This is a genomic window from Agrobacterium tumefaciens (assembly GCA_025559845.1).
Lineage (GTDB): Bacteria > Pseudomonadota > Alphaproteobacteria > Rhizobiales > Rhizobiaceae > Agrobacterium.
Genome location: CP048469.1, coordinates 1,557,048 through 1,582,415 on the forward strand (window position 1 = coordinate 1,557,048; position 25,368 = coordinate 1,582,415).

The 25,368-nt window shown below is 58.7% G+C and carries 24 protein-coding genes and 3 tRNA genes; 12 read left to right on the top strand and 15 right to left on the bottom strand.

All coding sequences use genetic code 11. The features are described from left to right. Window positions 1-197: 197 nt before the first annotated feature. Together FY156_07915 and FY156_07920 are read right to left on the bottom strand one after the other, a co-directional pair. Window positions 198-282 (bottom strand) — tRNA-Leu (locus FY156_07915). Further along, entirely contained in the window at window positions 247-474 is a 228-nt protein-coding gene (locus FY156_07920; GenBank protein ID UXR99978.1) for a hypothetical protein, read from the bottom strand. Before FY156_07920 ends, FY156_07915 begins: the two co-directional genes overlap by 36 nt. Here FY156_07920 and lipB point away from each other — a divergent pair. The 3 genes from lipB to FY156_07935 all read left to right on the top strand — a co-directional run bounded on the left by lipB (window position 473) and on the right by FY156_07935 (window position 3,356). Next, window positions 473-1,204 (top strand): lipoyl(octanoyl) transferase LipB, encoded by a 732-nt coding sequence (lipB, locus tag FY156_07925; protein UXS01410.1) that lies wholly within the window; start codon window positions 473-475, stop codon window positions 1,202-1,204. The two genes, FY156_07920 and lipB, sit on opposite strands and share 2 nt — an antisense overlap. Window positions 1,205-1,268: 64 nt before the next feature. Beyond that, window positions 1,269-2,336 carry an NAD(P)-dependent alcohol dehydrogenase gene (locus FY156_07930; GenBank protein ID UXS01411.1) on the top strand — a complete coding sequence of 356 codons (1,068 nt, stop codon included), beginning with the start codon at window positions 1,269-1,271 and terminating at the stop codon, window positions 2,334-2,336. A gap of 84 nt (window positions 2,337-2,420) precedes the next feature. Beyond that, window positions 2,421-3,356 (top strand): DMT family transporter, encoded by a 936-nt coding sequence (locus FY156_07935; GenBank protein UXS01412.1) that lies wholly within the window; start codon window positions 2,421-2,423, stop codon window positions 3,354-3,356. A 19-nt stretch (window positions 3,357-3,375) separates the two neighbouring features. Here FY156_07935 and FY156_07940 read toward each other — a convergent pair whose 3' ends face one another. The 5 genes from FY156_07940 to yajC all read right to left on the bottom strand — a co-directional run bounded on the left by FY156_07940 (window position 3,376) and on the right by yajC (window position 8,196). Beyond that, the gene (locus tag FY156_07940) at window positions 3,376-3,834 is read right to left on the bottom strand and encodes a hypothetical protein (protein UXS01413.1); all 459 of its coding nucleotides are present in this window, start codon (window positions 3,832-3,834) and stop codon (window positions 3,376-3,378) included. 117 nt (window positions 3,835-3,951) lie between these two features. Further along, complete coding sequence (locus tag FY156_07945; GenBank protein UXS01414.1) at window positions 3,952-4,797, bottom strand: phytoene/squalene synthase family protein; 846 nt, start codon at window positions 4,795-4,797, stop codon at window positions 3,952-3,954. Between the two features lie 23 nt (window positions 4,798-4,820). Continuing rightward, on the bottom strand, window positions 4,821-5,213 hold the full coding sequence (locus tag FY156_07950) for a hypothetical protein (protein ID UXS01415.1): 393 nt from the start codon (window positions 5,211-5,213) through the stop codon (window positions 4,821-4,823). Beyond that, window positions 5,213-7,780, bottom strand: a complete 2,568-nt coding sequence (locus FY156_07955) for a protein translocase subunit SecDF (protein ID UXS01416.1) — start codon at window positions 7,778-7,780, stop codon at window positions 5,213-5,215. Before FY156_07955 ends, FY156_07950 begins: the two co-directional genes overlap by 1 nt. 68 nt (window positions 7,781-7,848) lie before the next feature. Further along, window positions 7,849-8,196, bottom strand: coding sequence for a preprotein translocase subunit YajC (gene yajC, locus FY156_07960; GenBank protein ID UXS01417.1), 348 nt, complete (start codon window positions 8,194-8,196; stop codon window positions 7,849-7,851). A 206-nt stretch (window positions 8,197-8,402) separates the two neighbouring features. Between yajC and FY156_07965 the strand changes: the two genes are divergently transcribed. Continuing rightward, on the top strand, window positions 8,403-9,275 hold the full coding sequence (locus FY156_07965; GenBank protein UXS01418.1) for an ATP-binding protein: 873 nt from the start codon (window positions 8,403-8,405) through the stop codon (window positions 9,273-9,275). A gap of 111 nt (window positions 9,276-9,386) precedes the next feature. On the opposite strand, the gene FY156_07970 is transcribed toward FY156_07965, so the two are convergent. The 3 genes from FY156_07970 to FY156_07980 form a co-directional block, all read right to left on the bottom strand. Next, complete coding sequence (locus FY156_07970) at window positions 9,387-9,590, bottom strand: DUF3126 family protein (protein ID UXS01419.1); 204 nt, start codon at window positions 9,588-9,590, stop codon at window positions 9,387-9,389. 211 nt (window positions 9,591-9,801) lie between these two features. After that, the gene (gene cysE / locus FY156_07975; protein ID UXS01420.1) at window positions 9,802-10,626 is read right to left on the bottom strand and encodes a serine O-acetyltransferase; all 825 of its coding nucleotides are present in this window, start codon (window positions 10,624-10,626) and stop codon (window positions 9,802-9,804) included. A gap of 145 nt (window positions 10,627-10,771) precedes the next feature. Further along, a complete protein-coding gene (locus tag FY156_07980; GenBank protein UXS01421.1) occupies window positions 10,772-11,548 on the bottom strand; it encodes an alpha/beta hydrolase in 777 nt (258 codons plus the stop codon). Window positions 11,549-11,718: 170 nt separating this feature from the next. On the opposite strand from FY156_07980, the gene FY156_07985 reads away from it, so the two are divergent. Together FY156_07985 and FY156_07990 are read left to right on the top strand one after the other, a co-directional pair. After that, window positions 11,719-11,964: a zinc-finger domain-containing protein gene (locus FY156_07985; protein UXS01422.1), complete on the top strand. Its 246-nt coding sequence runs from the start codon at window positions 11,719-11,721 to the stop codon at window positions 11,962-11,964. A 29-nt stretch (window positions 11,965-11,993) separates the two neighbouring features. Continuing rightward, complete coding sequence (locus FY156_07990) at window positions 11,994-13,160, top strand: NAD(P)-binding protein (GenBank protein ID UXS01423.1); 1,167 nt, start codon at window positions 11,994-11,996, stop codon at window positions 13,158-13,160. A gap of 9 nt (window positions 13,161-13,169) precedes the next feature. Here FY156_07990 and FY156_07995 read toward each other — a convergent pair whose 3' ends face one another. After that, window positions 13,170-14,357 (bottom strand): cystathionine beta-lyase, encoded by a 1,188-nt coding sequence (locus FY156_07995; protein ID UXS01424.1) that lies wholly within the window; start codon window positions 14,355-14,357, stop codon window positions 13,170-13,172. A gap of 373 nt (window positions 14,358-14,730) precedes the next feature. Here FY156_07995 and FY156_08000 point away from each other — a divergent pair, with 373 nt between their 5' ends. The 6 genes from FY156_08000 to FY156_08025 all read left to right on the top strand — a co-directional run bounded on the left by FY156_08000 (window position 14,731) and on the right by FY156_08025 (window position 19,874). Continuing rightward, window positions 14,731-15,753, top strand: a complete 1,023-nt coding sequence (locus tag FY156_08000) for an amino acid ABC transporter substrate-binding protein (GenBank protein ID UXS01425.1) — start codon at window positions 14,731-14,733, stop codon at window positions 15,751-15,753. Between the two features lie 105 nt (window positions 15,754-15,858). Then, on the top strand, window positions 15,859-17,052 hold the full coding sequence (locus FY156_08005) for an amino acid ABC transporter permease (protein ID UXS01426.1): 1,194 nt from the start codon (window positions 15,859-15,861) through the stop codon (window positions 17,050-17,052). Between the two features lie 3 nt (window positions 17,053-17,055). Then, window positions 17,056-18,210, top strand: coding sequence for an amino acid ABC transporter permease (locus tag FY156_08010; protein UXS01427.1), 1,155 nt, complete (start codon window positions 17,056-17,058; stop codon window positions 18,208-18,210). Window positions 18,211-18,221: 11 nt separating this feature from the next. Beyond that, entirely contained in the window at window positions 18,222-18,995 is a 774-nt protein-coding gene (locus FY156_08015; protein ID UXS01428.1) for an amino acid ABC transporter ATP-binding protein, read from the top strand. A gap of 335 nt (window positions 18,996-19,330) precedes the next feature. Continuing rightward, a tRNA-Glu gene (locus FY156_08020) sits at window positions 19,331-19,405 on the top strand. Between the two features lie 394 nt (window positions 19,406-19,799). After that, window positions 19,800-19,874, top strand: a tRNA-Glu gene (locus tag FY156_08025). A 254-nt stretch (window positions 19,875-20,128) separates the two neighbouring features. On the opposite strand, the gene recJ is transcribed toward FY156_08025, so the two are convergent. From recJ to FY156_08045, 4 genes are all read right to left on the bottom strand, one after another. Beyond that, entirely contained in the window at window positions 20,129-21,931 is a 1,803-nt protein-coding gene (gene recJ, locus FY156_08030; protein ID UXS03077.1) for a single-stranded-DNA-specific exonuclease RecJ, read from the bottom strand. A gap of 113 nt (window positions 21,932-22,044) precedes the next feature. Continuing rightward, window positions 22,045-22,260: a hypothetical protein gene (locus tag FY156_08035; GenBank protein ID UXS01429.1), complete on the bottom strand. Its 216-nt coding sequence runs from the start codon at window positions 22,258-22,260 to the stop codon at window positions 22,045-22,047. 204 nt (window positions 22,261-22,464) lie between these two features. Further along, entirely contained in the window at window positions 22,465-23,775 is a 1,311-nt protein-coding gene (locus tag FY156_08040) for a homoserine dehydrogenase (GenBank protein UXS01430.1), read from the bottom strand. 60 nt (window positions 23,776-23,835) lie between these two features. Next, window positions 23,836-25,056, bottom strand: coding sequence for an LL-diaminopimelate aminotransferase (locus FY156_08045; GenBank protein UXS01431.1), 1,221 nt, complete (start codon window positions 25,054-25,056; stop codon window positions 23,836-23,838). Between the last annotated feature and the right edge of the window lie 312 nt (window positions 25,057-25,368).

Below are 25,368 nucleotides of genomic sequence, written 5' to 3' on the forward strand. Positions count from 1 at the left end.
CCCTCTCGACCGGATATGAGGGCGCGATGATGCCCCCGAAAACAACGGGAAAAAACGGCAGCAATCTGGAGAATTGGTCGCGCACGACATGACGGCCAGCACCAAAATACGCCGTCAAACGTATTGAAGCAAAATCTGAGAGCACGCGGGGAACTGTCTGATAGAAAAAGAAAAACCCGCCGAAGCGGGTTTTCTTTTGGTGCGGTCGAGAAGACTCGAACTTCCACGGGTTGCCCCACAGCGACCTCAACGCTGCGCGTCTACCAATTCCGCCACGACCGCATCGTGGTAGGTGTCAACTTGCGCCGACGGGGGGTCATGTAGCAAAAGGATTTTGGGTGCACAAGAGCGTCGTGACAGTTTTTTGAAATTAAAAATCAACAACACCCTTCCTATATCCAAGAAGCCCGCAAATGCAGGGGTTGCCGCCTGATCGTCATTTTGCGAGAAGGCTGTGGAAAGGACATTTTTCATGCTCACACGTACCGATCTTCAAACAAATATGTTTCCAGCCCCCGGTTCGCGCCCTGTTCGATGTCGAATCTCGGACCGACTCGTGCCCTACGAGGAGGCCATGGAGACGATGGATCGTGAAGTTGCGGCAATTGCTGCAGGCGAAGCAGACGAACTCATCTGGTTTCTGGAGCATCCGCCACTTTATACGGCTGGAACCAGCGCCGACGCGGCAGACCTGATCGAGCCGGACCGTTTCCCGGTCTTCGCCACGGGCCGAGGCGGCGAATACACCTATCATGGCCCCGGACAGCGCGTCGTTTATGTCATGCTGGACCTGAAGCGCCGCCGTCAGGATGTCCGCGCTTATGTAGCAGCACTCGAAGAGGTCATCATCCGCACCCTGGACAAGATGAATGTGCGCGGTGAAAGACGCGAAGACCGCGTTGGCGTCTGGGTACAGCGTCCGGAAAAGCCGCTTCTGCTCAATGGCGGTGTGCGTGAAGACAAGATTGCCGCAATCGGTATCCGCCTGCGCAAGTGGGTGAGTTTCCATGGCCTGTCGATCAACGTCGATCCGGATCTCGGCCATTTCTCGGGAATCGTGCCCTGCGGCATCAGCGAATATGGCGTGACAAGCCTTGTCGATCTGGGATTGCCGGTTATGATCACCGACGTCGACGTTCTGCTGCGGGAAGCCTTCGAGGAGGTTTTTGGTCCCGCAGTTGCCGAAACCGGCGCCGGAGACTGATTCTCTTCGCACAATTGCCACCCACCGGTCTTTCAGCATCAATATATCAAGAGGAGGAACTTCCATGTTCACAACGTCCGCTTACGCCTGTGACGACGGCTCGTCGCCCATGAAGCTCGCGACGATCAAGCGTCGCGATCCCGGCCCGCGCGATGTCGAAATCGAAATCGAGTTCTGCGGCGTCTGCCACTCCGATATTCATACCGCCCGCGCCGAATGGGCCGGTTCGCTTTATCCTTGCGTTCCCGGCCATGAGATCGTTGGCCGCGTTGGCCGCATCGGCTCCGAAGTCACCAGGTTCAAGAAAGGCGACCGTGTCGGCGTCGGCTGCATCGTCGATAGCTGCCGCGAATGCGCAAGCTGCGCCGACGGGCTGGAACAATATTGCGAAAACGGCATGACCGGCACCTATAACTCGCCTGACAAGGCCATGGGCGGCGGCGCGCACACCCTTGGCGGTTATTCCGCCCATGTGGTCGTCGATGACCGCTACGTGCTGAATATTCCCGAAGGGCTCGATCCGGCCGCAGCAGCACCCCTGCTCTGCGCTGGTATCACCACCTACTCGCCGCTTCGCCACTGGAATGCCGGTCCCGGCAAGCGCGTCGGCGTCGTCGGTCTCGGCGGCCTCGGCCACATGGCCGTCAAGCTTGCCAATGCCATGGGCGCAACCGTGGTGATGATTACCACCTCGCCCGGCAAGGCAGAGGATGCCAAGAAGCTCGGCGCACATGAGGTCATCGTGTCCCGCGACCCGGACCAGATGAAGAAGGCCGCTTCAAGCCTCGATCTGATCATCGACGCCGTTGCCGCCGATCACGACATCAACGCCTATCTCGCCCTTCTGAAGCGTGACGGCGCACTGGTGCAGGTCGGCGCACCGGAAAAGCCCCTCTCCGTTCATGCCTTCAGCCTCATCCCCGGCCGCAAGACCTTCGCGGGTTCGATGATCGGCGGCATTCCCGAAACCCAGGAAATGCTGGATTTCTGCGCCGACAAGGGCATCACCGCCGAAATTGAAATGATCGACATCGATCAGATCAACGACGCTTATGAACGTATGATAAAAAGCGATGTGCGTTACCGCTTCGTCATTGATATGAAGAGCTTACCGCGCCAAAACGCTGCCTGAGCAAGACGCTTGTTCAAGGAGAAATGAGGCGCCGGTTGGCGCCTCTTTTTTTTGAACATATCGGCTGAAAGCCCAGGACAACAGATGACGATGAATTCCGGCTTCAGCGATACGGTCAGAGGCATGATGATTATGGCGGGCTGCATGATCGTGCTGCCGGTCATGGATGCGATCGCCAAATATATGGCCGTCAGCGGCGGCATGTCGCCGGCGCAGGTCACCTTCTACCGCTTCTTCTTCCAGCTGCTCTGCACCCTGCCCCTCATCCTCGTGGTGTCGCCGAGGGCGCTGTTCACGGCCAAACGTCCCTGGATGAATTTCCTGCGCGGCATCCTGCATGCCGCCGCCAGCCTGACCTTCTTTGCCGCCGTCAAATACATGCCATTGGCGGATGTGTTCGCGATCTATTTCGTCGAGCCTTTCATGCTGACCATGATGTCGGCCATTTTCCTCGGCGAAAAGGTCGGCTGGAAACGCTGGACGGCAATTGCCGTCGGCTTTGGCGGCGCGCTGATCGTCATTCAGCCGAGTTTTGCCATCTTCGGCTGGACATCGCTGCTGCCCGTCGTCTGCGCCTTCCTCTACACGCTCTATCTTTTCATGAACCGCGCCATTGGCGATGCCGACAGCCCGCTGACCATGCAGACCATGGCCGGTATTGCCGGCACCGTGTTCATGGGCGCGGCACTGCTGATCGGCGACAGCCTTGGCGACAAGGACTTTGCAATCTCGCTGCCGCAGAATGGATCGCATCTCATTCTGCTGATCCTGCTTGGATCGATATCGGGCTACATGCACCTGCTGATCGTGCGGGCATTCCGGCTGGCGCCGCTGTCTCTGCTGGCGCCGTTCCAGTATTTCGAAATCATCTCCGCGACCGTGCTCGGCTACGTATTCTTTGCCGATTTCCCGACCCCGTCGAAATGGCTCGGCATTCTCATCATCGTGGCTTCAGGGCTGTTCATCATCTGGCGGGAACGCAAACACGCCGGCGCAACCCAGCCGCTCGACACGCAGTAAACACGTTGAAGGCGTGGCCTCAGGCGTGCGAGGGTGGCAAGTCGTGCGCGTGGTGGTCCTGCGCTTCAACAAGGCTGCCAAGCAGCCACAGAGAAACCTCGGCGGCCTCTCCCGCCGATTTGAAGCGGTATGCACCGCTATATTTCGGCATGTCCTCAAAGCTCACGACAAAACCGTCGCCGCTCTCCAGACTTTCCACACGGATGCGCTCGGGATCGATCAGGATGCAGGCATAGTGTGAGCCCATGTTGCGCATGAAGCCCGCCTTGTTGTCGTGCAGGCGCACGAAGGCGGTCTTTCCATCCACCGTCATGTGCAGGCTGCGGATCGCCTCGTTCGGGAACGCCCGTGCAAAATCCATGATTGCCTGACCGACATCATGACTGTTGTCGTCGTCGGTCGCCCGCGACATGCGCAGGGCATAAAAAGCGAAGACTGCAAGCAACACGAAGACGATGATCCAGATCGCCAAATTCATCCGCGACGCTCCCTCGGGCAAGTGGCTGGTGTGATTCGCGACTCTGAACGCGCGAACCCGATCCCCGGTTCATACCAGCCGAGGCTTGCGTGGAGTTTGGGTGTGAAAATTCTTCCCTCAGAATCGCTTGAGGAAGGATGCCTTTGCCAGAAGCCATTGGCGGCGCAGCTGCGAAAGCTGCACACCACCGTCCAGAAGACCGGCGCCGGCCTTCCTGGCAGCAGAGATCACCGGGCCTGCCATGGCGACAGGCAGAAAGGCCGGAAAGACTTGCGGTGAAATTTTGTGTGCCCTTGCCTTGGCAAGGTGATCGAGCCCATGAACAGCAAACAGTTCAATGGCGATACCGATGCGCTGCCTGTCGTCGCCCTCAAGGAAGCTCTCGCGGTTGAGACCGGCAGCCGCCAGCATGTCGGCGGGAATATAGACCTGGCCGCGACGGCGATGCAGCGGCATGAGCAGCAGCAGCCCCGCCATGGCCTGCGCCACACCGGCATGGCCGGCAGCTTCCGCGCTGGCAGCAGCATCCTCGGGCGACAGGACGAGGCTGGAAAGCTGGATAAGCGCCGAGGCGGTTTCACCCGCATAACCCTCGAGCGCGTTTCTGTCTTCGAACACGTCGTCATAGAGATCGAAGATACGCGCTTCGATCATGTTCAGGAGAACCTGACGCGGCAGACGGTGTTTCTCGATGGTGTCGAGGAGTGCTGCCGCAACCGGATGCGACTGGCTGTCGCCATGCGGATTGCCTTCCAGCAGATCGCTCCACCACTGCATCCGCACCTCACCGGGCAAGGCGTCCCGCACCAGATCGCGAATGCGGGCGATTTCGGCGTTAAAGGCATAGAGCGCTGCCAGAGAGGACCGTTTGTCCTCAGGCGAAAGCAGGCAGGAAAGATAGCGGTCGCGATCGGTGTCGCGCAACGTCGCAAGGCAGATGTCGAGATTTTCTTGGCGCGCCATCGTTCCCCGCGAGGTCCGTCTTTTTAACCTTCGACCGCGATCAGTGCCGCAGCGACGGCACGCGATTCCGAAAGCAGAATATTGTAGGTCCGCACCGCAGCCCCCGTGCTCATCGGATCAACCGATATGCCCGCCTCTTTGAAGACAGCGCGCAGTTCCTTTGGAACCACCCGCATGCCGTCACCCATGCCGAGCAACAGCACTTCAATGTCCTGCGCTTCGGCAAGCACCTTTTCGAAATGCTCAAGCGCCAGATCGCTGTACGTCACCGGCGCCCAGCCATGGATGCCGGAAGGCAGGCACAGCAGCGAACCGCGATGCGACATGTCCGCAAAGCGAAATCCGCCGTTGCCATAAGCGTCGATGGGCGCCCGGCCGGGAAAATGGGCCGGGCGTATTTCGATACCGCCAGCCATCAGACGGCAGGCTTGCCGCCGATGGTGCCGTTCTTGGCAGCATCTTCCTTCTCGTCTTCCGCATCGGCGCTATCAGGGCGCAGCTTGAAGGCAATCAGCACCGGAGCCGCGATGTAGAGCGAGGAGAAGATACCGATACCGACGCCGAACAGCATGGCAAAGGTGAAGGAACGAATGACTTCGCCGCCGAACAGGTAGAGTGCCAACAGAGCCAGCAGAACCGTCAGACCCGTCAGGATCGTGCGCGACAGCGTCTGGTTGAGCGACACGTCGATAATCATCGACAGAGGCATCTTCTTGTAGCGTCTGAGGTTTTCGCGGATTCGGTCGTAGATGACGACCGTATCGTTCAGCGAGTAACCGATGATGGTCAGGATCGCCGCGATACTCGTCAGGTTGAATTCTATTCCAAGGAACACGAACAACCCGAGCGTGAACACCACGTCATGCACCATCGAGATAACCGCACCGAGGGCGAACTGCCATTCGAAACGGAACCAGATGTAGACCATGATCGCGCCCATCGCGAGCAGGATACCAATCGTGGACGTGAAGGTCAGGTCACCGGAAACGGCAGGGCCAACCACTTCAACGCGGCGGAAGTCGTAATTGTCTTCCAGTTCGCCACGCACCATGGTGATCGCAGACTGCTCGGCATTTTCGCCGCCTTCCTGCGCCTGAATACGGATCAGAACGTCCTGCGGCGTGCCGAAATTCTGCGCCTGGATTTCGCCGAGGTTGAGCTGGCTCAGGCGTTCGCGGATATCGGCCAGATCGGCTTCACCCTGCTTGGCACGGACTTCGATGACCGAACCGCCCTGGAAGTCGATACCGAGGTTCAGACCCTTGCTGACGAAACCGCCAACGCAGACCAGCATGATCGCACCGGTCAACATGAAGACCAGACGGCGATACCGCATGAACGGAATGTCGCGGCCATCGAACATGGCGGTGCGAACACCCTTGGGAAGATGCTTCGGGCGGCTGCGGCGAACCCAGAAGCCGAACATCCACGCCGTCAGCGTGTAGGCCGTGAAGACCGTGGTGATGATACCGACAGCCAGCGTCACGGCGAAGCCCTTGACCGGACCGGTACCCATGTAGAACAGCACGCTGGCAACGATCAGTGTCGTCAGGTTGGCGTCAATGATCGTCGCGAAGGCTCGGGTAAAGCCGTTTTCAAGCGATGATATCAGCGGTTTTCCGCTCTTCACTTCTTCGCGGATGCGCTCGTAGATCAGAACGTTGGAGTCAACCGCCATACCGATCGTCAGGACGATACCGGCAATACCCGGTAGTGTCAGTGTCGACCCGATAATACTGAGCACCGCCAGCAGCATGACGATGTTGACGATGAGCGCGATGTTCGCGAGCAGGCCGAAGAAGCCATAGAAAACGAACATGAAGATCAGAACGCCGACCGCACCGATGGCGCTGGCCGTCAGACCTGCGGTGATGGAGTCGTTACCGAGGCTTGGACCGACGGTGCGTTCTTCAACCACCGTCAGCGTTGCCGGAAGTGCGCCGGCGCGCAATAGCACGGCGAGATCGTTTGCACCCTGAACGGAGAAGTTGCCGGAAATCTGGCCCGAACCGCCGATGATCGGCTCACGGATAACCGGTGCGGAAATCACCTGATTGTCGAGCACGATGGCGAAGGGCTTGCCGACGTTCTGCTGCGTTGCCTGCGCAAAGCGCTGCGCACCGCGGCTGTCGAAGCGGAAGGTCACGACCGGTTCGTTGTTCTGCTGGTTGAAGCTTGCCTGCGCGTCGACGAGGTTGTCACCCGAAACGAGAGCGCGGCGTTCGACCAGGTAAGGAACCGGCGGATCGTCCTGCGAATAGAGAACTTCAGAGGTGGCCGGCGGACGGCCATTCATGGCTTCCTGTACCGGCATGGTGGTGTCGACCATGCGGAACGACAGCTTTGCCGTCTGGTTCAGAAGCGACTTCAGGCGCTGCGGGTCCTGAAGGCCCGGCACCTGCACGATGATGCGGTCGCCACCCTGACGCTGGATCAGCGGCTCGGTGGTGCCGACTTCGTCGACGCGGCGGCGAACGACTTCGATCGACTGCGACACAGCCGACGACAGACGGTAATCGATACCCTCGTCAGTCAGGTTGAGACGCAGAGAATTGTTGTCGCCATCGCTCATCGTCACTTCCGTGACGGTGCCGCCAACCAGCGTTCCGTGGGAGACAGGCAGGGTCAGATCGCGAAGCGCGGTTTTCGCGGCCTCGAGCTGAGCCGGATCGCTGATGCGAACCTGGACCTGCTGTCCGTTACCGGCAAGGCCGGAATAGCGGATATTGGCATCGCGGAGCTGCGTGCGCACGTCTCCGACGATGGTTTCGAGGCGTTCCTTGACGATGTCGGAACGCTCGATCTTGAGCATGATATGCGAACCGCCCTGAAGGTCGAGACCGAGCGTTACCTTGTTGTCCTTGTACCAGGCGGGCATGCTGGCCAACTGTTTGTCTGAGAACAGGTTGGCGGAGGCGATGACGACGCTTGCCAGAACAAGCAGCCATATAAAGACTGTTTTCCAACGGGAAAAATGAAGCATTTCGATCTCGGTCAGGGTTGGGGGTCGCGGAATCCGCAACCCGTCAAAGGTTCGTTATTCCGGCAGGATCAGGAAGCGGCTTCCGTCTTGACCACTTCGCCCTTGACGCGCACTTCAGCAATGTAAGCGCGTGCGGCACGGATCTTCACGCCTTCGGCGATTTCAACTTCGAGTTCATTGTCGTCGATAACTTTCGTCACCTTGCCGACGATGCCGCCACCCAGAACGACCTGATCACCACGGCGAACAGAAGACAGGGTTTCCTGACGCTTTTTCATCTGCGCGCGCTGCGGGCGGATCAGGAAAAAGTACCAGACCACCATAAGCGGTGCAAACAGGAAAAGCATCTCAAGGCCGGAGCCGAGTGCAGACGTACCGCCTGCTGCATCCTGCGCAAAAGCTTGACTAATGAACATATAAAACTCCTCAGATTACAGCACCATCCAAAGATGCCGCCCCAGCTTTCAAGTCGCCGGAATATAGTGGGGAACGCCGTGAATGCAACAGATGCAAGGGACACGCCGTACCGATTCCGGACCTCTTAACCTTTATGTGCCCGAAACGCCATGCTAGGCGGGGCCGAAAACATCGTTTTGAACATGCCAAAAGCGGGAGAAACATCATGATTCAGGAAGAAACCGCGTCCCTTCTTCTTGCAGAACTGCGCAGACTGGCCACCGCCGTAGAACGCCTTGCCGGCCCCGCCCCGGCCGTAAATGACTGGAATGCTGCCGACTGCTTCGTCTGGGTGCCTGCCAATTCCTGGCTGCAGCCGGTTGCACGCCCCAACCGCATCGCGCTGAAACTCATCCGCGGTGTAGACCATGTGCGCGACATCCTGCATGAAAACACGCTGCGTTTTGCCGAGGGTTTTGCCGCCAACAACGTGCTGCTCTGGGGCGCACGCGGCATGGGCAAGTCCTCGCTGGTCAAAGCCGTTCACGAAGATGTGCGTGCCGCAAGCGGCGTATCGCTGAAGCTGGTGGAAGTTCACCGCGAGGATATCCATACCCTGCCCGCCCTCCTCGACATCCTCAAATCGTCCTCGCAGCGCGTCATCGTCTTCTGTGACGACCTGTCCTTCGACCACGACGATACCGCCTACAAGTCGCTGAAGGCAGCGCTCGACGGCGGCATCGAGGGTCGGCCGGACAATGTACTGTTCTACGCAACCTCCAACCGCCGCCACCTCTTGCCGCGCCACATGATGGAAAACGAGCAGTCGACCGCTATCAACCCATCCGAGGCCGTCGAGGAAAAGGTGTCGCTGTCGGACCGTTTCGGCCTCTGGCTCGGCTTCCACAAATGCGGCCAGGACGATTACCTGACAATGATCGACAGCTACGCTGCGCATTTCGATCTGGGTCTCGACAAGCAGACGCTGCATCACGAAGCGCTGGAATGGGCAACGACGCGTGGCGGACGCTCCGGTCGCGTCGCCTGGCAATATATTCAGGATGCCGCCGGCCGCCTGCGCAAGCCGCTCGACAGATAATGTCACCGCGCGGCGATGCATCATCACAAACAAACAGAAACGCCCGCAACGAAGACCGTTGCGGGCGTTCTTTTTTAAGTCACATGACCTGACATCACCTTGCGGCGACGATCAGAGATCCACGTCGAGGATCGCCATGGAGAAGTTGTAGGAACGGTCGCCGTCTTCGTCGTCGATGTAGACAACGCCCAGGAACTCGTCGCCGAGATAGACTTCAGCGGAATCGTCCTTGCGCGGACGGGCCTTGACCACCATTTCGGGGTTGAAGGTGCGCTTGAAATAGGCGTCGAGCTTTTTGATTTCGTCGGCTTTCACCACTGTTCTCCTGTGCGGTTCCCACGGCGCCGCGCACCCATCCAGGGCGCGCCACAAGGACGCCGTGCTTCTGAAAATTCCACGCCACACCAAGACCGCTCCGATCCCGAATGTTCGCGTCAAGTGCGCCGCTTTTGGCATGGCTTAACGGCGAAAGTAAAGTGAAAGCGGGAAACTGTCCGCATGTTCCACACGGACGTTTGATCACATGTCAGATATCGGCACCGATGACCTGATCCATCAGGCGTGAGGGCTCCGAACACCCAGCCTCTCCTACCACGCGCGCTGGAACACCCGCCACGGTGGTCTTGGGCGGCACATGCTTCAGAACGACGGAGCCTGCGGCAATGCGCGAGCAGCTGCCGATCTCGATATTGCCGAGAATCTTGGCGCCTGCGCCGATCATCACGCCATTGCCGATCTTCGGATGGCGGTCGGCGCCTTCCTTGCCCGTACCGCCCAGCGTCACACCATGCAGAATGGAGACGTTGTCGCCGATGACGGCGGTTTCCCCTACGACAAGCCCGGTCGCATGATCGAGGAAGATCCCCTTGCCGATCCGCGCAGCCGGGTTGATGTCCGTCTGGAAAATCGAGGACGAACGACTTTGCAGATAGAACGCAAAGTCCCTGCGGCCCTTCTGCAGCAGCCAGTGCGCGAGGCGGTGCGTCTGGATGGCGTGGAAACCCTTGAAATACAGAAGCGGCTCCATGAACCGCGTGCAGGCCGGGTCACGGTCGTAGACGGCCTGGATATCGACGCGCAGCACACTGCCCCATTCCGGCCAGTCTTCCAGCATGTCCTGGAACGTCTGGCGCAGAAGAACGGCCTGCATGTCGGGATGGTCTAGGAGTTCGCAGATCCGGTAGATCACGCACTCTTCCAGCGAACGATGATTGAGGATGGTCGAATACAGGAATGCCGACAGCAGCGGATCTTGCGCAGCAGCGGTGCGCGCCTCGTGCAGCAGACTTCCCCAGATCGGGTCGACGATCGCCAGTTGATCCTGCTGACGGGCCTCGGTACGTGCGACCATGAATGGCCTCCTCATGAACGTGGTCGTTCTTTATACAAAAAAAGACGTCCGTTAGAAATGGGATTCGAACGACGACTTTAAAGGCGGGATAGCCTCAGTTTTTCTTCATCATTGATGAAAAAGCGTTTCTTGCCGGGCGCGGCTTTTAGAGACTGGCGTAAAACTCCAGAACCGCAGCCTTGAACACCCTGTCGCCGACGGCAAGCATATGATCGCGGCCGGGAATGTCGATGGCACGTGCATGCGGCATAAGGGCGGCAAGTTCTTCACCCGAACCGGCAATATCGTCCTTGGTGCCGACGCCGATCAAGGTCGGAACGTCGATTTTGCCCATGTCTTCGCGGCTGACGAGAACACGCGAGGTCTCGATACACGCAGCCAGCGCCAGCCGGTCGCTTTTCGTCTGATCGGCAAACGCCCGGAACATGCGGCCACGCTCATGCGTCACCACATCGAGCGACGGCGCAAGCAGCGCCTCGGCAATAGGGTCCCAGTCGCCGACGCCATCGACCATGCCGATGCCGAGCCCGCCGAATACCAGAGACCGCACCCGTTCCGGATGCGCGAGTGTCAGAAAGGCGGAGATACGGGCGCCCATGGAATATCCCATGATATGCGCTTCCGGAATTCCCAGATGATTGAGCAGCGCCACGGCATCGCCAGCCATGACGGATGGATAATAAGCCTCCGTGTCATGCGGTTTGTCGCTTGCGCCATGGCCGCGATTGTCGATGGCGATCACCCGGTATCCCGCCTCTCCCAGCGTCTTCAGCCATCCGGGATGAACCCAGTTGACGTTGGCGCTGGAGGCAAAGCCATGAATGAGCAAAACCGGCTCGCCAGCAGGATCACCCTCATCGAAATAGGCCAGACGCAGGCCATCGTGAGAAAAATCGGAAAACTGCGGCGTGTTGAGATTCATCAAAGACATCCTTTTTGCCGGACCATATGGCAGGAAATCGCATGGTTGAACATGTTTTCCTGACGATTTTTATGGAGATGCAACGCGTTTGAGGCTACATATCCGCAACAATGAGCCTGGCCGCGTTGACGGCGTGAGGCTCACCCACAATTTCGCATTTGGAGACAAGCATGGCCGGGCATTCCATTCCCCACTTCCAGAACGACGGCGGACACCGCATGATCGAGATCGGCGTCAAGGAATTCATGTGCACCGGCGCTTCGGTTCCTTACGATCACCCCCATATTTTCATCGACATGGGCGACGACAACGAAAAAGTCTGTTCGTACTGCTCCACGCTTTACCGCTACAACCCGTCGCTGAAGGCCGAGCAGACCAATCCTCCGGGCTGCGTCTTTCACGTGAAGGCGGCCTGATCCCTTCTTTTTCCTGATTGGGGCTTCCAATGCCCGTTAAATCCGTTGCTATTGTCGGTGCCGGCATCGCCGGTCTTACCGCTGCGCTTTCTTTTGCCCGCAAGGGCGTGAGCTGCGACATTCTCGAACAGGCGCCCGAACTTGCAGAAGTCGGCGCCGGTCTTCAGGTCTCGCCGAACGCCGCACGCATTCTGGCGGAACTCGAGGTGCTGCCGCAGCTCGAAGCGCGCTGGACCGAGCCGGTCAGCATCGACCTAGCATCCGGCAAGTCGCTTGCCACGCTTCTTTCCCTGCCGGTCGGCGCGGTTGCGCGCTCCCGCTGGGGCCAGCCTTACGGCGTTCTTCACCGCGCCACCCTGCAAAGGGCGCTCCATGAGGCGGTGATGCGCAATCCGCTCTGCCATCTGCATCTTGGCAAGCGTATTGAGAATGCAAAAGCCGAGACCATCGCCGCACTCACCTTTCGCGAACACGACCTGATTGTCGGTGCCGATGGCGTCTGGTCTGCCGCGCGTTTTTCCGTGCCGTCAGCACCCTTGTCGACCTTTTCGGGAAATGTCGCCTGGCGTTTCACCGTCAACGACCGCGACGTGCCGTCTTCCGTCAACAAGCGCGCCGTCACGGCCTATCTCGGCCCGCGCGGCCACATCGTTGCCTATCCTCTGAAAGAGGTCGGTGGCCTCAACATCGTGGCGATTGCGCTTGGCCCGGACCCCGGCGCCACATGGCGGGCAGAATCGAGCGGCCAGCACAAGACGATGCTGATGCAGCAGTTTCGCGACTGGAACCCGGAAATCGTCAAATTGCTTGCCTCTGCAGAGCAGCCGACCTTCTGGCCGCTGTACCAGGCCGGTGCCGGACACTGGCACAATGGCCGCGACACCGTGCTGATCGGCGACGCCGCCCACGCGATGATGCCTTTTGCCGCGCAGGGAGCCGCCATGGCCATCGAGGACGCCTTCGAACTGGCGGGCAAGGTCACGGGTGCCCTGTCCCTGCCGCAGGCGCTGGCCTCCTTCGAGGCCCTGCGTCTGCCTCGCATTGAAAAGGCCCGCAAGCGGGCCTCCGTCAATCGTTTCGCCTATCACGCCCGCGGTCCCTTCCGCCTGGGAAGGGACTTTGTTTTCGCCACGCGCCCGACGCAGGCCTTTCTCAAGGACTTCGACTGGCTCTACGGCTACCGCGCCGAAGGCTGATCGCTCTGCTCAGACCGCCGCAGCGGCTGCAAAACCGATCTCGAGATCCTTCTTGAGATCGGCAACATCTTCAAGGCCGATCTGCAGACGGATGACCGGACCTTCGCTCGGGCCCTTGGCAACTGTTCGGTCGGCCAGCGACACCATGACGGCCAGCGATTCGTAACCGCCCCAGGAATAACCGAGACCAAAGAACGTCAGCGCATCGAGGAAGGCCTGCGCCGCCTCCTTGAACTTTCCGTCTTCCGCCTTGAGCACGAAGGAGAACACGCCGCTTGCGCCCTTGAAATCGCGCTTCCAGAGATCGTGCCCCGGAAAACTCGGCAAGGCCGGATGCAGAACCCGCAGCACATCGTCGCGGCCTTCCAGCCAGGTGGCGATGTCGAGCGCGCTTTTCTGGTGGTGCTCCAGCCGCACGCCCATGGTGCGCAGGCCGCGCAGGATCTGGTAGGCGTCATCGGACGTCACGCAGATGCCGAGATTGGCATTGGCCTGGTAAAGCGCCTTCCAGTGCTTCTCGTTGGAGGAAACGAAGCCCATCAACACATCGGAATGACCGGAGGGATATTTCGTCGCCGCATGGATCGACACGTCGACACCAAAATCCAGCGGCTTGAAATAAAGCGGCGTCGCCCAGGTGTTATCCATGGTGACGACACAGTCATATTTATGCGCGACGGCAGTGATCGCCGCGATATCCTGAATTTCGAAGGTGTTCGAACCCGGCGCTTCGGTGTGGATGAGCCTGGTGTTCGGGCGAATGAGCTTTTCGATGCCTGCACCGATCGAAGGATCGTAATAGTCGATCTCCACACCGAGCTTGCGCAGCATCACATTGCAGAAACGCCGTGTCGGGAAATAGACCGAATCCACGATCAGGGCGTGATCGCCGGCCGAGAGGTAGGCAAGAAACGGAACCGTGACCGCAGCCAGACCCGATGGCACGAGAATCGTGCCGGCAGAACCCTCCAGCTCGTTGACCAGATTGCAGAGCGCATCCGTCGTGGGCGTGCCATGCGTGCCGTAGGTGTATTTCTGGTCTTCCGTCGCAAGCGTCTTCGCATCGGGAAAAAGGACCGTGGAACCACGAACGATGGGGGGATTGACGAAACCGAAGCAGTCATACGGGTCGTTGCCGCCATGGGCCAGGCGGGTATTCACACCTGCGCCTGCGCGCAGGTCATTTTTCTTGGTCATTGCGGATCAGCTTTCGAAGATGTTTGACGCGAGCGACAATGCTGAGCGCGCAACCCAAGGTCAAGCCCTCAACGATGACACCGAACCGTACCGTTTTGCCTCAAAAACAGCACGCAAAAAGTATACAAAAAATATGCACGCGTAAATTTTTGCCAAAACATGCTTATTTTTTCATCCTATGCACTGTTTAAAGTCAAATTTTGGAAAATTCCGTTTTGTAGGCACAATTATTGCTCGCAAGTCTTGACCCAAGCCGGAATGTCGACTGTGATGTACAAGGCGGATCAAAAAGATACGCCGAAGGGGGAACTGGGGGAACACAATCACGCAGACCCTCTTCCAATTAGATGAGAACAAACAAAGGTTGGGAAAAATGAAAAAGGCAATTCTGTCAGCCGCTGTTGGCGCTGCGGTTTTGGGGGGAGCGTCATTCGCTTCGGCTGCGACACTGGACGACGTTAAGGCAAAGGGTTTCGTTCAGTGCGGCGTCAACACAGGTCTTGCAGGTTTCGCATCGCCGGATTCGGCTGGTGAATGGACTGGCTTCGACGTCGATTACTGCCGCGCAGTCGCGTCTGCTATCTTCAACGATCCCAAAAAGGTAAAATTCACGCCCACGACCGCACAGAGCCGCTTCACCGCTCTGCAGTCTGGCGAAATCGATCTCCTGGCACGTAACACCACCTGGACGATCAGCCGCGACACCGCGCTCGGCTTCAACTTCCGTTACGTCAACTATTACGACGGCCAGGGCTTCATGGTCCCGAAGAGCCTCAACGTAAAGTCCGCTCTTGAACTGTCCGGCGCAGCCGTCTGCGTTCAGTCCGGTACGACCACCGAACTCAACCTCGCCGACTACTTCAAGGCCAACAACCTGCAGTACAACCCAGTCGTCTTCGAAAAGCTCGAAGAAGTGAACGCCGCCTACCAGGCTGGCCGTTGCGACGTTTACACCACCGACCAGTCGGGCCTGTATTCGATCCGCCTGTCGCTGAGCAACCCGGATGACCATATCGTTCTGCCGGAAATCATCTCCAAGGAGCCGCTTGGCCCGGCCGTCCGCCAGGGCGACGACAAGTGGTTCGACATCGTTTCCTGGGCTGGTTACGCGCTGGTACAGGCTGAAGAGTTCGGCATCACCAAGGCCAACGTCGACGAGATGAAGAACTCGACCAACCCGGACATCCGCCGCTTCCTCGGCGCTGAAGCCGACACCAAGATCGGTACCGACCTCGGCCTGACCAACGACTGGGCCTACAACATCATCAAGGGCGTCGGCAACTACGGCGAAGTCTTTGAGCGCAACATCGGTACGGGCACCCCGCTCAAGATCGAGCGCGGCCTGAACGCTCTGTGGTCGAAGGGCGGTCTGCAATACGCACCGCCGATCCGCTAAGCGGTCGCATAAAACACTGAACAAGGCGGCCGCTGGCCGCCTTGTCTGCCTATAAAAACAAAACAATGGGCCAAACAGGCCATATCTTTCGGGGACCGGGCAAGCATGACTGATCAGGCTACAATTGCGCCTTCCGGCGGGCGAACGACCCGCTCATTGATCTACGATCCCAAAATTCGTTCTATCGCCTTCCAGATTCTGACCATCGTTGTTCTGGTGATCTCCGTCTGGTGGATCGGGCACAACGTGGCGACGAACCTCGCACGTTCCAACACCGCGTCCGGTTACGGCTTCCTCGCAGGCCGTTCCGGTTTCGATATCGGCGATACGCTGATCGAATACAGCAGCAACTCCACCTATGGACGAGCACTCGTTGTCGGCTTCCTCAACACCTTGATGGTTGCGGCAATCGGCATCGTCACGGCAACGATCATCGGCTTCATCGTCGGTATCGGCCGCCTTTCCGGCAACTGGCTGATTGCCAAGCTGTGCACCGTCTATGTTGAAGTCTTCCGCAACATCCCACCGTTGCTGGTCATCTTCTTCTGGTATTCGGGCGTCCTCAGAGCGCTGCCGAACGTGCGCGAATCTCTCGCGCTGCCATTCAACGTTTTCCTCAACAACCGCGGCCTGGTGTTTCCCAAGCCCATCTGGGGCGAAAACGCCTGGATGATCGCGGTCGCGATCCTTGTCGGGATCATCGCGACGGTTGGGGTCTACAAATGGGCAACAAAGCGCCAGATGGCGACCGGCCAGCGGTTCCCGATCCTCTGGACCGCCATCGCGCTGATTATCGGACTGCCGCTCATCACCTTCCTGGCGCTCGGCGCACCCATCACGTTCGACATTCCTGTAGCCGGACGTTTCAACCTGACGGGTGGCGGCACGATCCTGCCGGAATTCTTCGCGCTTTACCTGGCACTGTCGTTCTATACGGCGGCCTTCATCGCGGAAATCATCCGTGCCGGTATTCGCGGCGTTTCCAAGGGCCAGACGGAAGCCTCGACGGCTCTCGGCGTCCAGCCGGGCCTGACCACGCGCCTCGTCGTGGTGCCGCAGGCAATGCGCATCATCATTCCGCCGCTGACAAGCCAGTATCTCAACCTCACGAAGAACTCGTCGCTTGGCGTCGCCATCGGTTATCCGGAACTCGTTTCCACCGGCGGCACGACCATGAACCAGACCGGTCAGGCTGTTGAAATAGTCTCGATCTGGATCGTCGTTTATCTCAGCATCAGTCTCGCAACGTCGCTGTTCATGAACTGGTTCAACGCCAAGATGGCTCTGGTGGAGAGATAAGCCATGGACACCAGAAACATTCACTTCGTTCGTTCCAGCATGCTTGCGCCGGAGCCTCCGCCGCACAGCGAAAAGAACATTGCCGGCTGGGTGCGCAGCAACCTCCTGGCAACGCCCAAGGACGTGATCCTGACGATCATCGGTCTGTTGATCGTGTTCGCCATTCTTCCGGGCGCAATCAACTGGCTTTTCCTGCAGGCAAGCTGGTTCGGTGCAGACCGCACCGCCTGCCTCAGCGTTGCACAGGGCGGCGTCCAGCCGGATGGCTGGAGCGGTGCCTGCTGGGCATTCGTACAGGATCGCTTTTCGCAGTTCATCTTCGGTCGTTATCCGCTCGATGAGCGCTGGCGTCCCATGCTGGTCGGCATCCTGTTCATCGCCCTCCTCGTCCCTCTGCTCATCCCCAAGCTGCCGCACAAGGGCCTGAACGCCCTTCTGCTGTTCGTCATCTTCCCGGTCGTTGCCTTCTTCATCCTGCATGGCGGCTTCGGACTGGAACGTGTCGAAACCCCGCTCTGGGGTGGCCTGATGGTGACGTTGATCCTGTCCTTCGTCGGTATCGCGGTATCGCTGCCGCTCGGTATTCTTCTGGCGCTCGGCCGTCGGTCGAACATGCCCGTCGTGAAGATGCTGTGTGTCACCTTTATCGAGGTGGTGCGCGGTGTGCCTCTGATCACGGTTCTGTTCATGGCCAACGTGATGTTGCCGCTCTTCCTGCCGACAGGCTGGACGATCGACAACTTCCTGCGTGCGCTGGTCGGTGTCGCCCTCTTCGCCTCTGCCTATATGGCCGAAGTGATCCGTGGCGGCCTGCAGGCGATCCCCAAGGGGCAGTCCGAAGGCGCCGATTCTCTCGGTCTCGGTTATTGGCAGAAGATGCGTCTGATCATTCTGCCGCAGGCGATCAAGCTGGTCATCCCAGGCATCGTCAACACCTTCATCGGCCTGTTCAAGGATACGTCCCTCGTCTCGATCATCGGTATGTTCGACCTGCTCGGCATCGTCCGCCTGAACTTTACCGACACGACATGGATCACGCCTGTCACGCCCATTACCGGCCTCATCTTCGCCGGTTTCATTTTCTGGATATTCTGCTTCGGCATGTCGCGTTATTCTGCCTTCATGGAACGGCACCTCGACACCGGGCACAAACGATAAGGGACGCTCAAATGGCAGAAACCCAAGCAAAAAAACTGGCCGTTTCGGCAACCGACGTTGCAATCGAAATCGTCGGCATGAACAAGTGGTACGGCGATTTCCACGTGCTGCGCGACATCAACCTCAAGGTCATGCGCGGCGAGCGCATCGTCATTGCCGGCCCTTCCGGTTCCGGCAAGTCGACCATGATCCGCTGCATCAACCGTCTGGAAGAACACCAGTCGGGCAACATCTTCGTTGACGGTATCGAACTCACCAACGACCTGAAGAAGATCGATGAAGTGCGTCGCGAAGTCGGCATGGTGTTCCAGCACTTCAACCTCTTCCCGCATCTGACGATCCTGGAAAACTGCACGCTGGCACCGATCTGGGTTCGCAAGATGCCGAAGAAGGAGGCCGAGGAAGTGGCGATGCACTACCTCAAGCGCGTCAAGATCCCCGAGCAGGCCAACAAATATCCCGGTCAGCTTTCCGGTGGTCAGCAGCAGCGTGTGGCAATCGCCCGCTCGCTGTGCATGAAGCCGAAGATCATGCTGTTCGACGAACCGACCTCGGCACTTGACCCGGAAATGGTCAAGGAAGTGCTGGATACGATGGTGAGCCTTGCCGAAGACGGCATGACCATGCTGTGCGTGACCCACGAAATGGGTTTTGCTCGTCAGGTGGCAAACCGGGTGATCTTCATGGATCAGGGCCAGATCGTCGAACAGAACTCCCCGCAGGAGTTCTTCGACAATCCGCAGCACGAGCGCACCAAGCTCTTCCTCAGCCAGATTCTGCACTAGGCCAGATTCTTCACCAGGATCGAAGAAACATCGAACCTTCATCAGACGGGGCCTCAATGGCCCCGTTTTTTATTGGCCGATCGCAGTTTTCGGCGATTTTTTTGGGCCGCAGCGATTCCGGAAATTCGAATCTCTTGTGACATTTCCGGCAATCAAAGGCTTCGAACAGGGTTGAATAGCACCTCAACGACACGAATTAACTATCTGTTACGAAACGAAAATCCTTGTTTTGCAGGGCTTCTGGAGTGCCTTGTCATTTTTTTGTCAAATCATGCAATTTTCCGCTTGCGGACATTCAAGAGCCTGACTATAAGGGCGCCACACCACAAGCGCACGCGCCCTTCGTCTATCGGTTAGGACGTCAGATTTTCATTCTGAAAAGAGGGGTTCGACTCCCCTAGGGCGTGCCACTTGTGGGGTTAATCTCCCCAAGACAATCTGATCTGGCTTCAAACATTGCTTTGATCTGTCGATCTGCGTCTCCAGTTTCACTGCCATTATCCATCGCCCAGAATAACGCTTCGAGGACACCTCCCCGGTCGTCACGCGTCCGCTGCGCATCATTTTGTCGGATCATAACCGCACCCGATGATGTCAGCGAAAATATAGGTGCCTTCGGCGCACCTCACCGTTTAGGCCCTTTAGAATATCCTCATATTTTCAATCGCTTGCCGATTTTGAAGCCAGTTTTCCACAGGCTTCGGCAGCCAATTAAAAAAAATGTCGTTCAGACGAAAAAAATGCATTTTGCCGCTTGCGGAGAATCCGGAGCCTGACTATAAGGGCGCCACACCACAAGCGCACGCGCCCTTCGTCTATCGGTTAGGACGTCAGATTTTCATTCTGAAAAGAGGGGTTCGACTCCCCTAGGGCGTGCCACTTGCTTCTCTCATAAAATCATAGAGTTACAGCAACGTCTTGAACGTCGCGACATACGTTTGCGATCAAACGTGACGTGAACCGTATCGCGATATTTCGGTCCTCCTCCCCTCGGCTTGAATACTTCTTCAGACGCAGACCAGCGCCGCAAAACCGCGCAACGGTTTGGCGTATCAGGCTCTCTGCAGGAAGAATGTAACCTGCTGGCCTTTCGGCCCGTCAGGACGCCGCCGGAGCGCTATCAGACAGACTTGTCAGGGAGACAGGGCAGCATCGAGAAGACGAAGCTGCACGCGCTTCTGTCCCTGCCACAGATCCGCACCAAGCGTGCCTGCGACGTGGAGAAGCTTACCGCGAGAATTGAGCAGCAATTGCCCCAGAGGCGCCTCTGCGGCGCGAAATGCGATACCATCGAGCCGTGAGCCATCCATCGCCTCCAGCGTCACCTTGACGTGCGAGGTGCCAACCAGGCGCACATCGCGCAGGCGGTGGGCTGGAATGGCAAAGACTGGCTGCGAATGACCGGAGCCATATGGCCCGGCCTGCTCCAGCTGGTCGATCAATTGCAGGGTCGCACCGGATGCACCGATGGCACCGTCAATCTTCAGCACGCTGTTTTCAACCAGCGTACTGACCGTCTTGGCAGCGCTCTCCTCGAAAAAGGCTCTGAGCTTGCCGAGATTGGCACGCTCGACGGTGAGACCGGCTGCCATGGCGTGACCACCACCCTTGACCAGCAGACCCATGTCCACGGCGGTACGCACCATCTTGCCAAGGTCGAAACCATTGATCGAGCGGCCCGAGCCCGTGCCCTTCCCCGAGGGATCGAAAGCAATGGCAAAGGCCGGACGGCGAAAGCGATCCTTGAGGCGCGAGGCCAGCAGGCCGACAATACCCGGATGCCAGTTCTCGCGCGCCGTGACGATCACGCCGGCACCCGTGCCGTCGCCATATTCGAACAGCGCCTCGGCCTCGGCTTCAGCCAGCATGGCGGCTTCCATCGCCTGACGCTCGCGATTGAGCTCATCCAGCTTTTCGGCAATGACTTCCGCCTCGACCGTATCATCAAGCGTCAGCAGCCGGCTGCCGAGTGCCGCGTCACCGATACGACCGCCGGCGTTGATACGTGGGCCGATCAGAAAGCCGAAATGATAAGGCGTCACAGGCCCGCCAAGGCCCGCCTTGCGAAACAGCGCAGCAAGCCCGGCATTATTCATGTGGCGGGCCGCAATCAGCCCCTTGACCACATAAGCGCGGTTCAGCCCCTTGAGCGGCACGACATCGCAAACCGTGGCGAGCGCGACGATATCCAGATAGGACAGGAGATCGAGCGTGAAGGCCTGCCGGTGCTTGCGGTCTTTCAGCAGACGCAGCGTTGCGACCAGAACAAGAAACACCACACCTGCCGCGCAGAGATGCCCCTGCCCCGACAGATCGTCCTCACGGTTCGGATTGACCAGCGCCACCGCATACGGCAGCTCCGTGCCGACCTGGTGGTGGTCGATGACGACGACATCGGTACCGGCCTCGCGCGCCGCCGCAAGCGATTCATGGCTGGTCGAACCGCAGTCGACGGTGACGATCAGTGTGGCGCCATTGGCGGCCAGTTGCTGCATGGCGGCCGGGTTTGGCCCGTAGCCCTCGAAAATGCGGTCTGGAATGTAGATTTCCGGCGTCAGGCCGAAATGATGCAGGAAACGATACATCAGCGCGGAAGACGAAGCGCCGTCCACATCATAGTCACCGAAGATCGCAACCTTTTCGCCGCGCTCTATGGCCTGCGCCAGACGTTCGGCCGCTTTTGCGCAATCGGTCAGCACATGCGGATCGGGCATCAGTGAGCGGATGGTCGGATCGAGAAACGCCATGGCATCATCCACGGCCACGCCACGTCCCGCCAGCACGCGTGCAATCAGTTCTGGAATGCCATGAACCTGTGACATGGCGAGCGCGCGGTTCTGGCCAGCCTGATCGAGCCGCGACACCCAACGCTGCTCAGTCGCCGACCGCTCCACGCCGAGAAAGGCGCGGGCCACGGCATCGACCGGCTCATTCATTGCGATTCTGTCCATTGTCCTGCCTTGCGCCTTTCCATCAAGGCGCATGTTGTCTCAACAATGGGCTAGAGGGCAGATCGGCGTTTTTCAAGCAAAAACGCCTGAAGGTGGGGTCATAAAGCCAGAATCGAGAAAAACGGGCTGGCGATGGAAAGCGTGCCGACCAGCAGCAACGACGAAAAAACCGCCAGGGAACACCAGTTGCGCTCCTGCATGACGACGTCGAATTCCATGCTGCGGATATTGTCATTGGCGCTATGACGCGCCCTGCAACGGGCAACAGCAACCTGCGACGGACTGGAATCCTTGAAGAGAATGATGGATGTCACGGCCGCGCCTCCCTCGCTTCGGTGAACTTCATTAACCGTATTCTGAAATACGAGTATTTTCCAGTGTCTTTGTCCCGTCACAACTCAAGAATTTGCTGGCAATTCAGCAGTCTGAAGTCACCACGACTGACAAACCGCAATAAAAAACGGCGACATCTTTGAAATGTCGCCGTTTCCTGAAGATCATCTGCCTGCGAGAGAAACTTACGTCCGCTCGATTCGGATCACCTGCGGTTCGCTGACGAGATACTTCTCGTTCTTGATCGCCTTTACCGCCTTGCGAATCGCATCTTCCATCGTCGCGTGCGTAACGAGAATGATGGTCTTCGCGCCGCCTTCAACGGGAACGCGCGAGTGCTGGACGATCGATTCCAGCGAGATGTTGTTGTCGGCCATGCGGGTGGCGATCGACGCAAACACGCCGGCCTTGTCCTTCACCGTCAGACGAATGAAGTATCCGCCCTCGTGGCTCTTCATCTTGGCACGACGATATTCGGTCAGCGCCTTGGCCGGACGGCCAAGCACCGGCACCTGCTGTGCGCCCGGACGGCTCTTGGCGATGTCGGCGATGTCGCCGAGCACGGCCGAGGCCGTGGCGTTGCCGCCGGCACCAGGACCGACCATCAACAGTTCACCGAGAATATCGGACTCGACGGCAACAGCGTTGGTCACGCCGTCCACCTGCGCAATGACGGAATCGAGCGGTACCATCGTCGGATGAACGCGCTGTTCGATGCCGGTTTCGGTCACCTGCGCCACGCCGAGCAGCTTGATGCGGTAACCGAGATCGGCAGCCGCCTGAATATCCTCGATGGAGATATTCGTGATGCCTTCGAGGTAGATATCGTCCGCCGAGATCTTGTTGCCGAAAGCAAGCGTTGTCAGGATCGCCAGCTTGTGCGCCGTATCGTTGCCTTCGATGTCGAAAGCCGGATCGGCTTCTGCGTAACCGAGACGCTGGGCTTCCTTGAGGCAGGCCTCGAACGACAGCCCTTCCTTCTCCATCTTCGTAAGAATGTAATTGCAGGTGCCGTTCATGATGCCGTAGATGCGCGACACATGGTTGCCGGTCAGCGACTCGCGCAGCGCCTTGATGATCGGGATGCCACCGGCCACAGCCGCTTCGAAGTTCAGGAGCGCGCCCTTCTCTTCCGCCAGCACAGCCAGCTCGACGCCATGCTTGGCAAGCAGAGCCTTGTTGGCTGTCACCACATGGAGACCACGTGCGAGCGCCGAACGGACGGCATTTTCCGCCTGTCCGGACGCACCGCCGACCAGTTCAACGAAAACATCGATATCGGCTTCGCTGGCAAGCTGCTCCGGCGTGTCAAACCAGGTAATACCGGTGAGATCAATGCCGCGGTCGCGCGAACGGTCGCGCGCGCTGACGGCAATAATCTCAATTGCGCGTCCGCAGGTAATCGCAAGTTCGTTGCTTCTCTGCTGGAGGATGCGCACGAGCGAAGCGCCGACAGTGCCGAGCCCCGCTATGCCGATTCTCAATGAATCTGCCATGGGTATGTTCCTGATTTGCTGGTGATGGTGGCGGCCGGGACCGGCCGCCTTCGGGTGCCCTTATCTGTGGGCGTTCAGAGAAACGACGTTGTGCATCGTTTCGTCTGCAGTCGACAGGAAGCGCTTCAGATTGCGCGCGGCCTGGCGAATTCGATGCTCGTTCTCAACGAGCGCGAGACGAACGTAATCATCGCCCATCTCGCCAAAGCCGATGCCGGGAGCAACGGCGATATCGGCCTTCTCGACCAGGAGCTTGGAGAACTCCAGAGAGCCGAGATGGCGGAACTTTTCCGGGATTTTCGCCCATGCGAACATCGTCGCAGCCGGCGGCGGAACTTCAAAACCGGCCTTGCCGAACGTGTCGACCATGACGTCGCGACGGCGGCGATAGACATTGCGCACTTCCGCGATGTCGGAACCGTCGCCATTGAGCGCGTGCGTCGCGGCAACCTGGATCGGCGTGAACGCGCCGTAATCCAGATAGGACTTCACGCGTGTCAGAGCTGCGATCAGGCGTTCGTTGCCCACCGCAAAGCCCATGCGCCAGCCGGGCATGGAGAAGGTCTTCGACATGGAGGTGAATTCCACCGTCACGTCGATAGCACCCGGCACTTCCAGAACGGACGGCGGCGGGTTGTTGTCGTCGAAATAGATTTCCGAATAGGCAAGGTCCGACAGCACGATCAGCTCATGCTTCTTCGCAAACGCGATGACGTCCTTGTAGAAATCCAGCGATGCAACATGCGCCGTCGGGTTGGACGGGTAGTTGATGATCAGCGCCAGAGGCTTCGGAATGGAGTGGCGCACAGCGCGCTCCAGCGGGCCGAAGAAATTTTCATCCGGCTCGACATTCATCGAACGGATAACACCGCCAGCCATCAGGAAGCCGAAAGCGTGGATCGGATATGTCGGGTTCGGACACAGGATGACATCGCCCGGTGCCGTGATGGCCTGCGCCATGTTGGCGAAGCCTTCCTTGGAACCGAGGGTCGCAACGACCTGCGTGTCCGGGTTCAGCTTTACGCCGAAGCGGCGGGCGTAATAGGCGGCCTGCGCGCGGCGAAGGCCGGGAATACCCTTGGACGAGGAATAGCGATGGGTGCGTGGGTCCTGAACCACTTCGCAGAGCTTGTCGACGATCGCCTTCGGCGTCGGCAGATCCGGGTTACCCATGCCAAGGTCGATGATATCCGCGCCACCCGCTCGCGCGCTCGCTTTCAAACGGTTGACCTGTTCGAAGACGTATTGCGGCAGACGCTTGACCTTGTGAAACTCTTCCATCTCTTTCCTCATGGAAATGGACCGGACTGCCGGCCCATAACGAAGGTTCGTTTTTGTTGGTGAACGCTGCCGATACGAACCCATCCGGCAAGCGTTGTTCATTGTAACGCAAAGCGCCGAAAAACATAAAAGGGTTTTCGTCCGCAAAGCGGTTGTGCGATCGCCTGCCCTGCCATCACCGGCACAAGCTTCAGCGGCTCATGCGAACCGCATGGATTTCAGCAGGAAATCGAAGACCTTGCATAACGCCAGATTCTGGGAAAATGCAAGGCAAGCTATGCTCAAGGTGGTCGTGACGATTCAACTTTTATT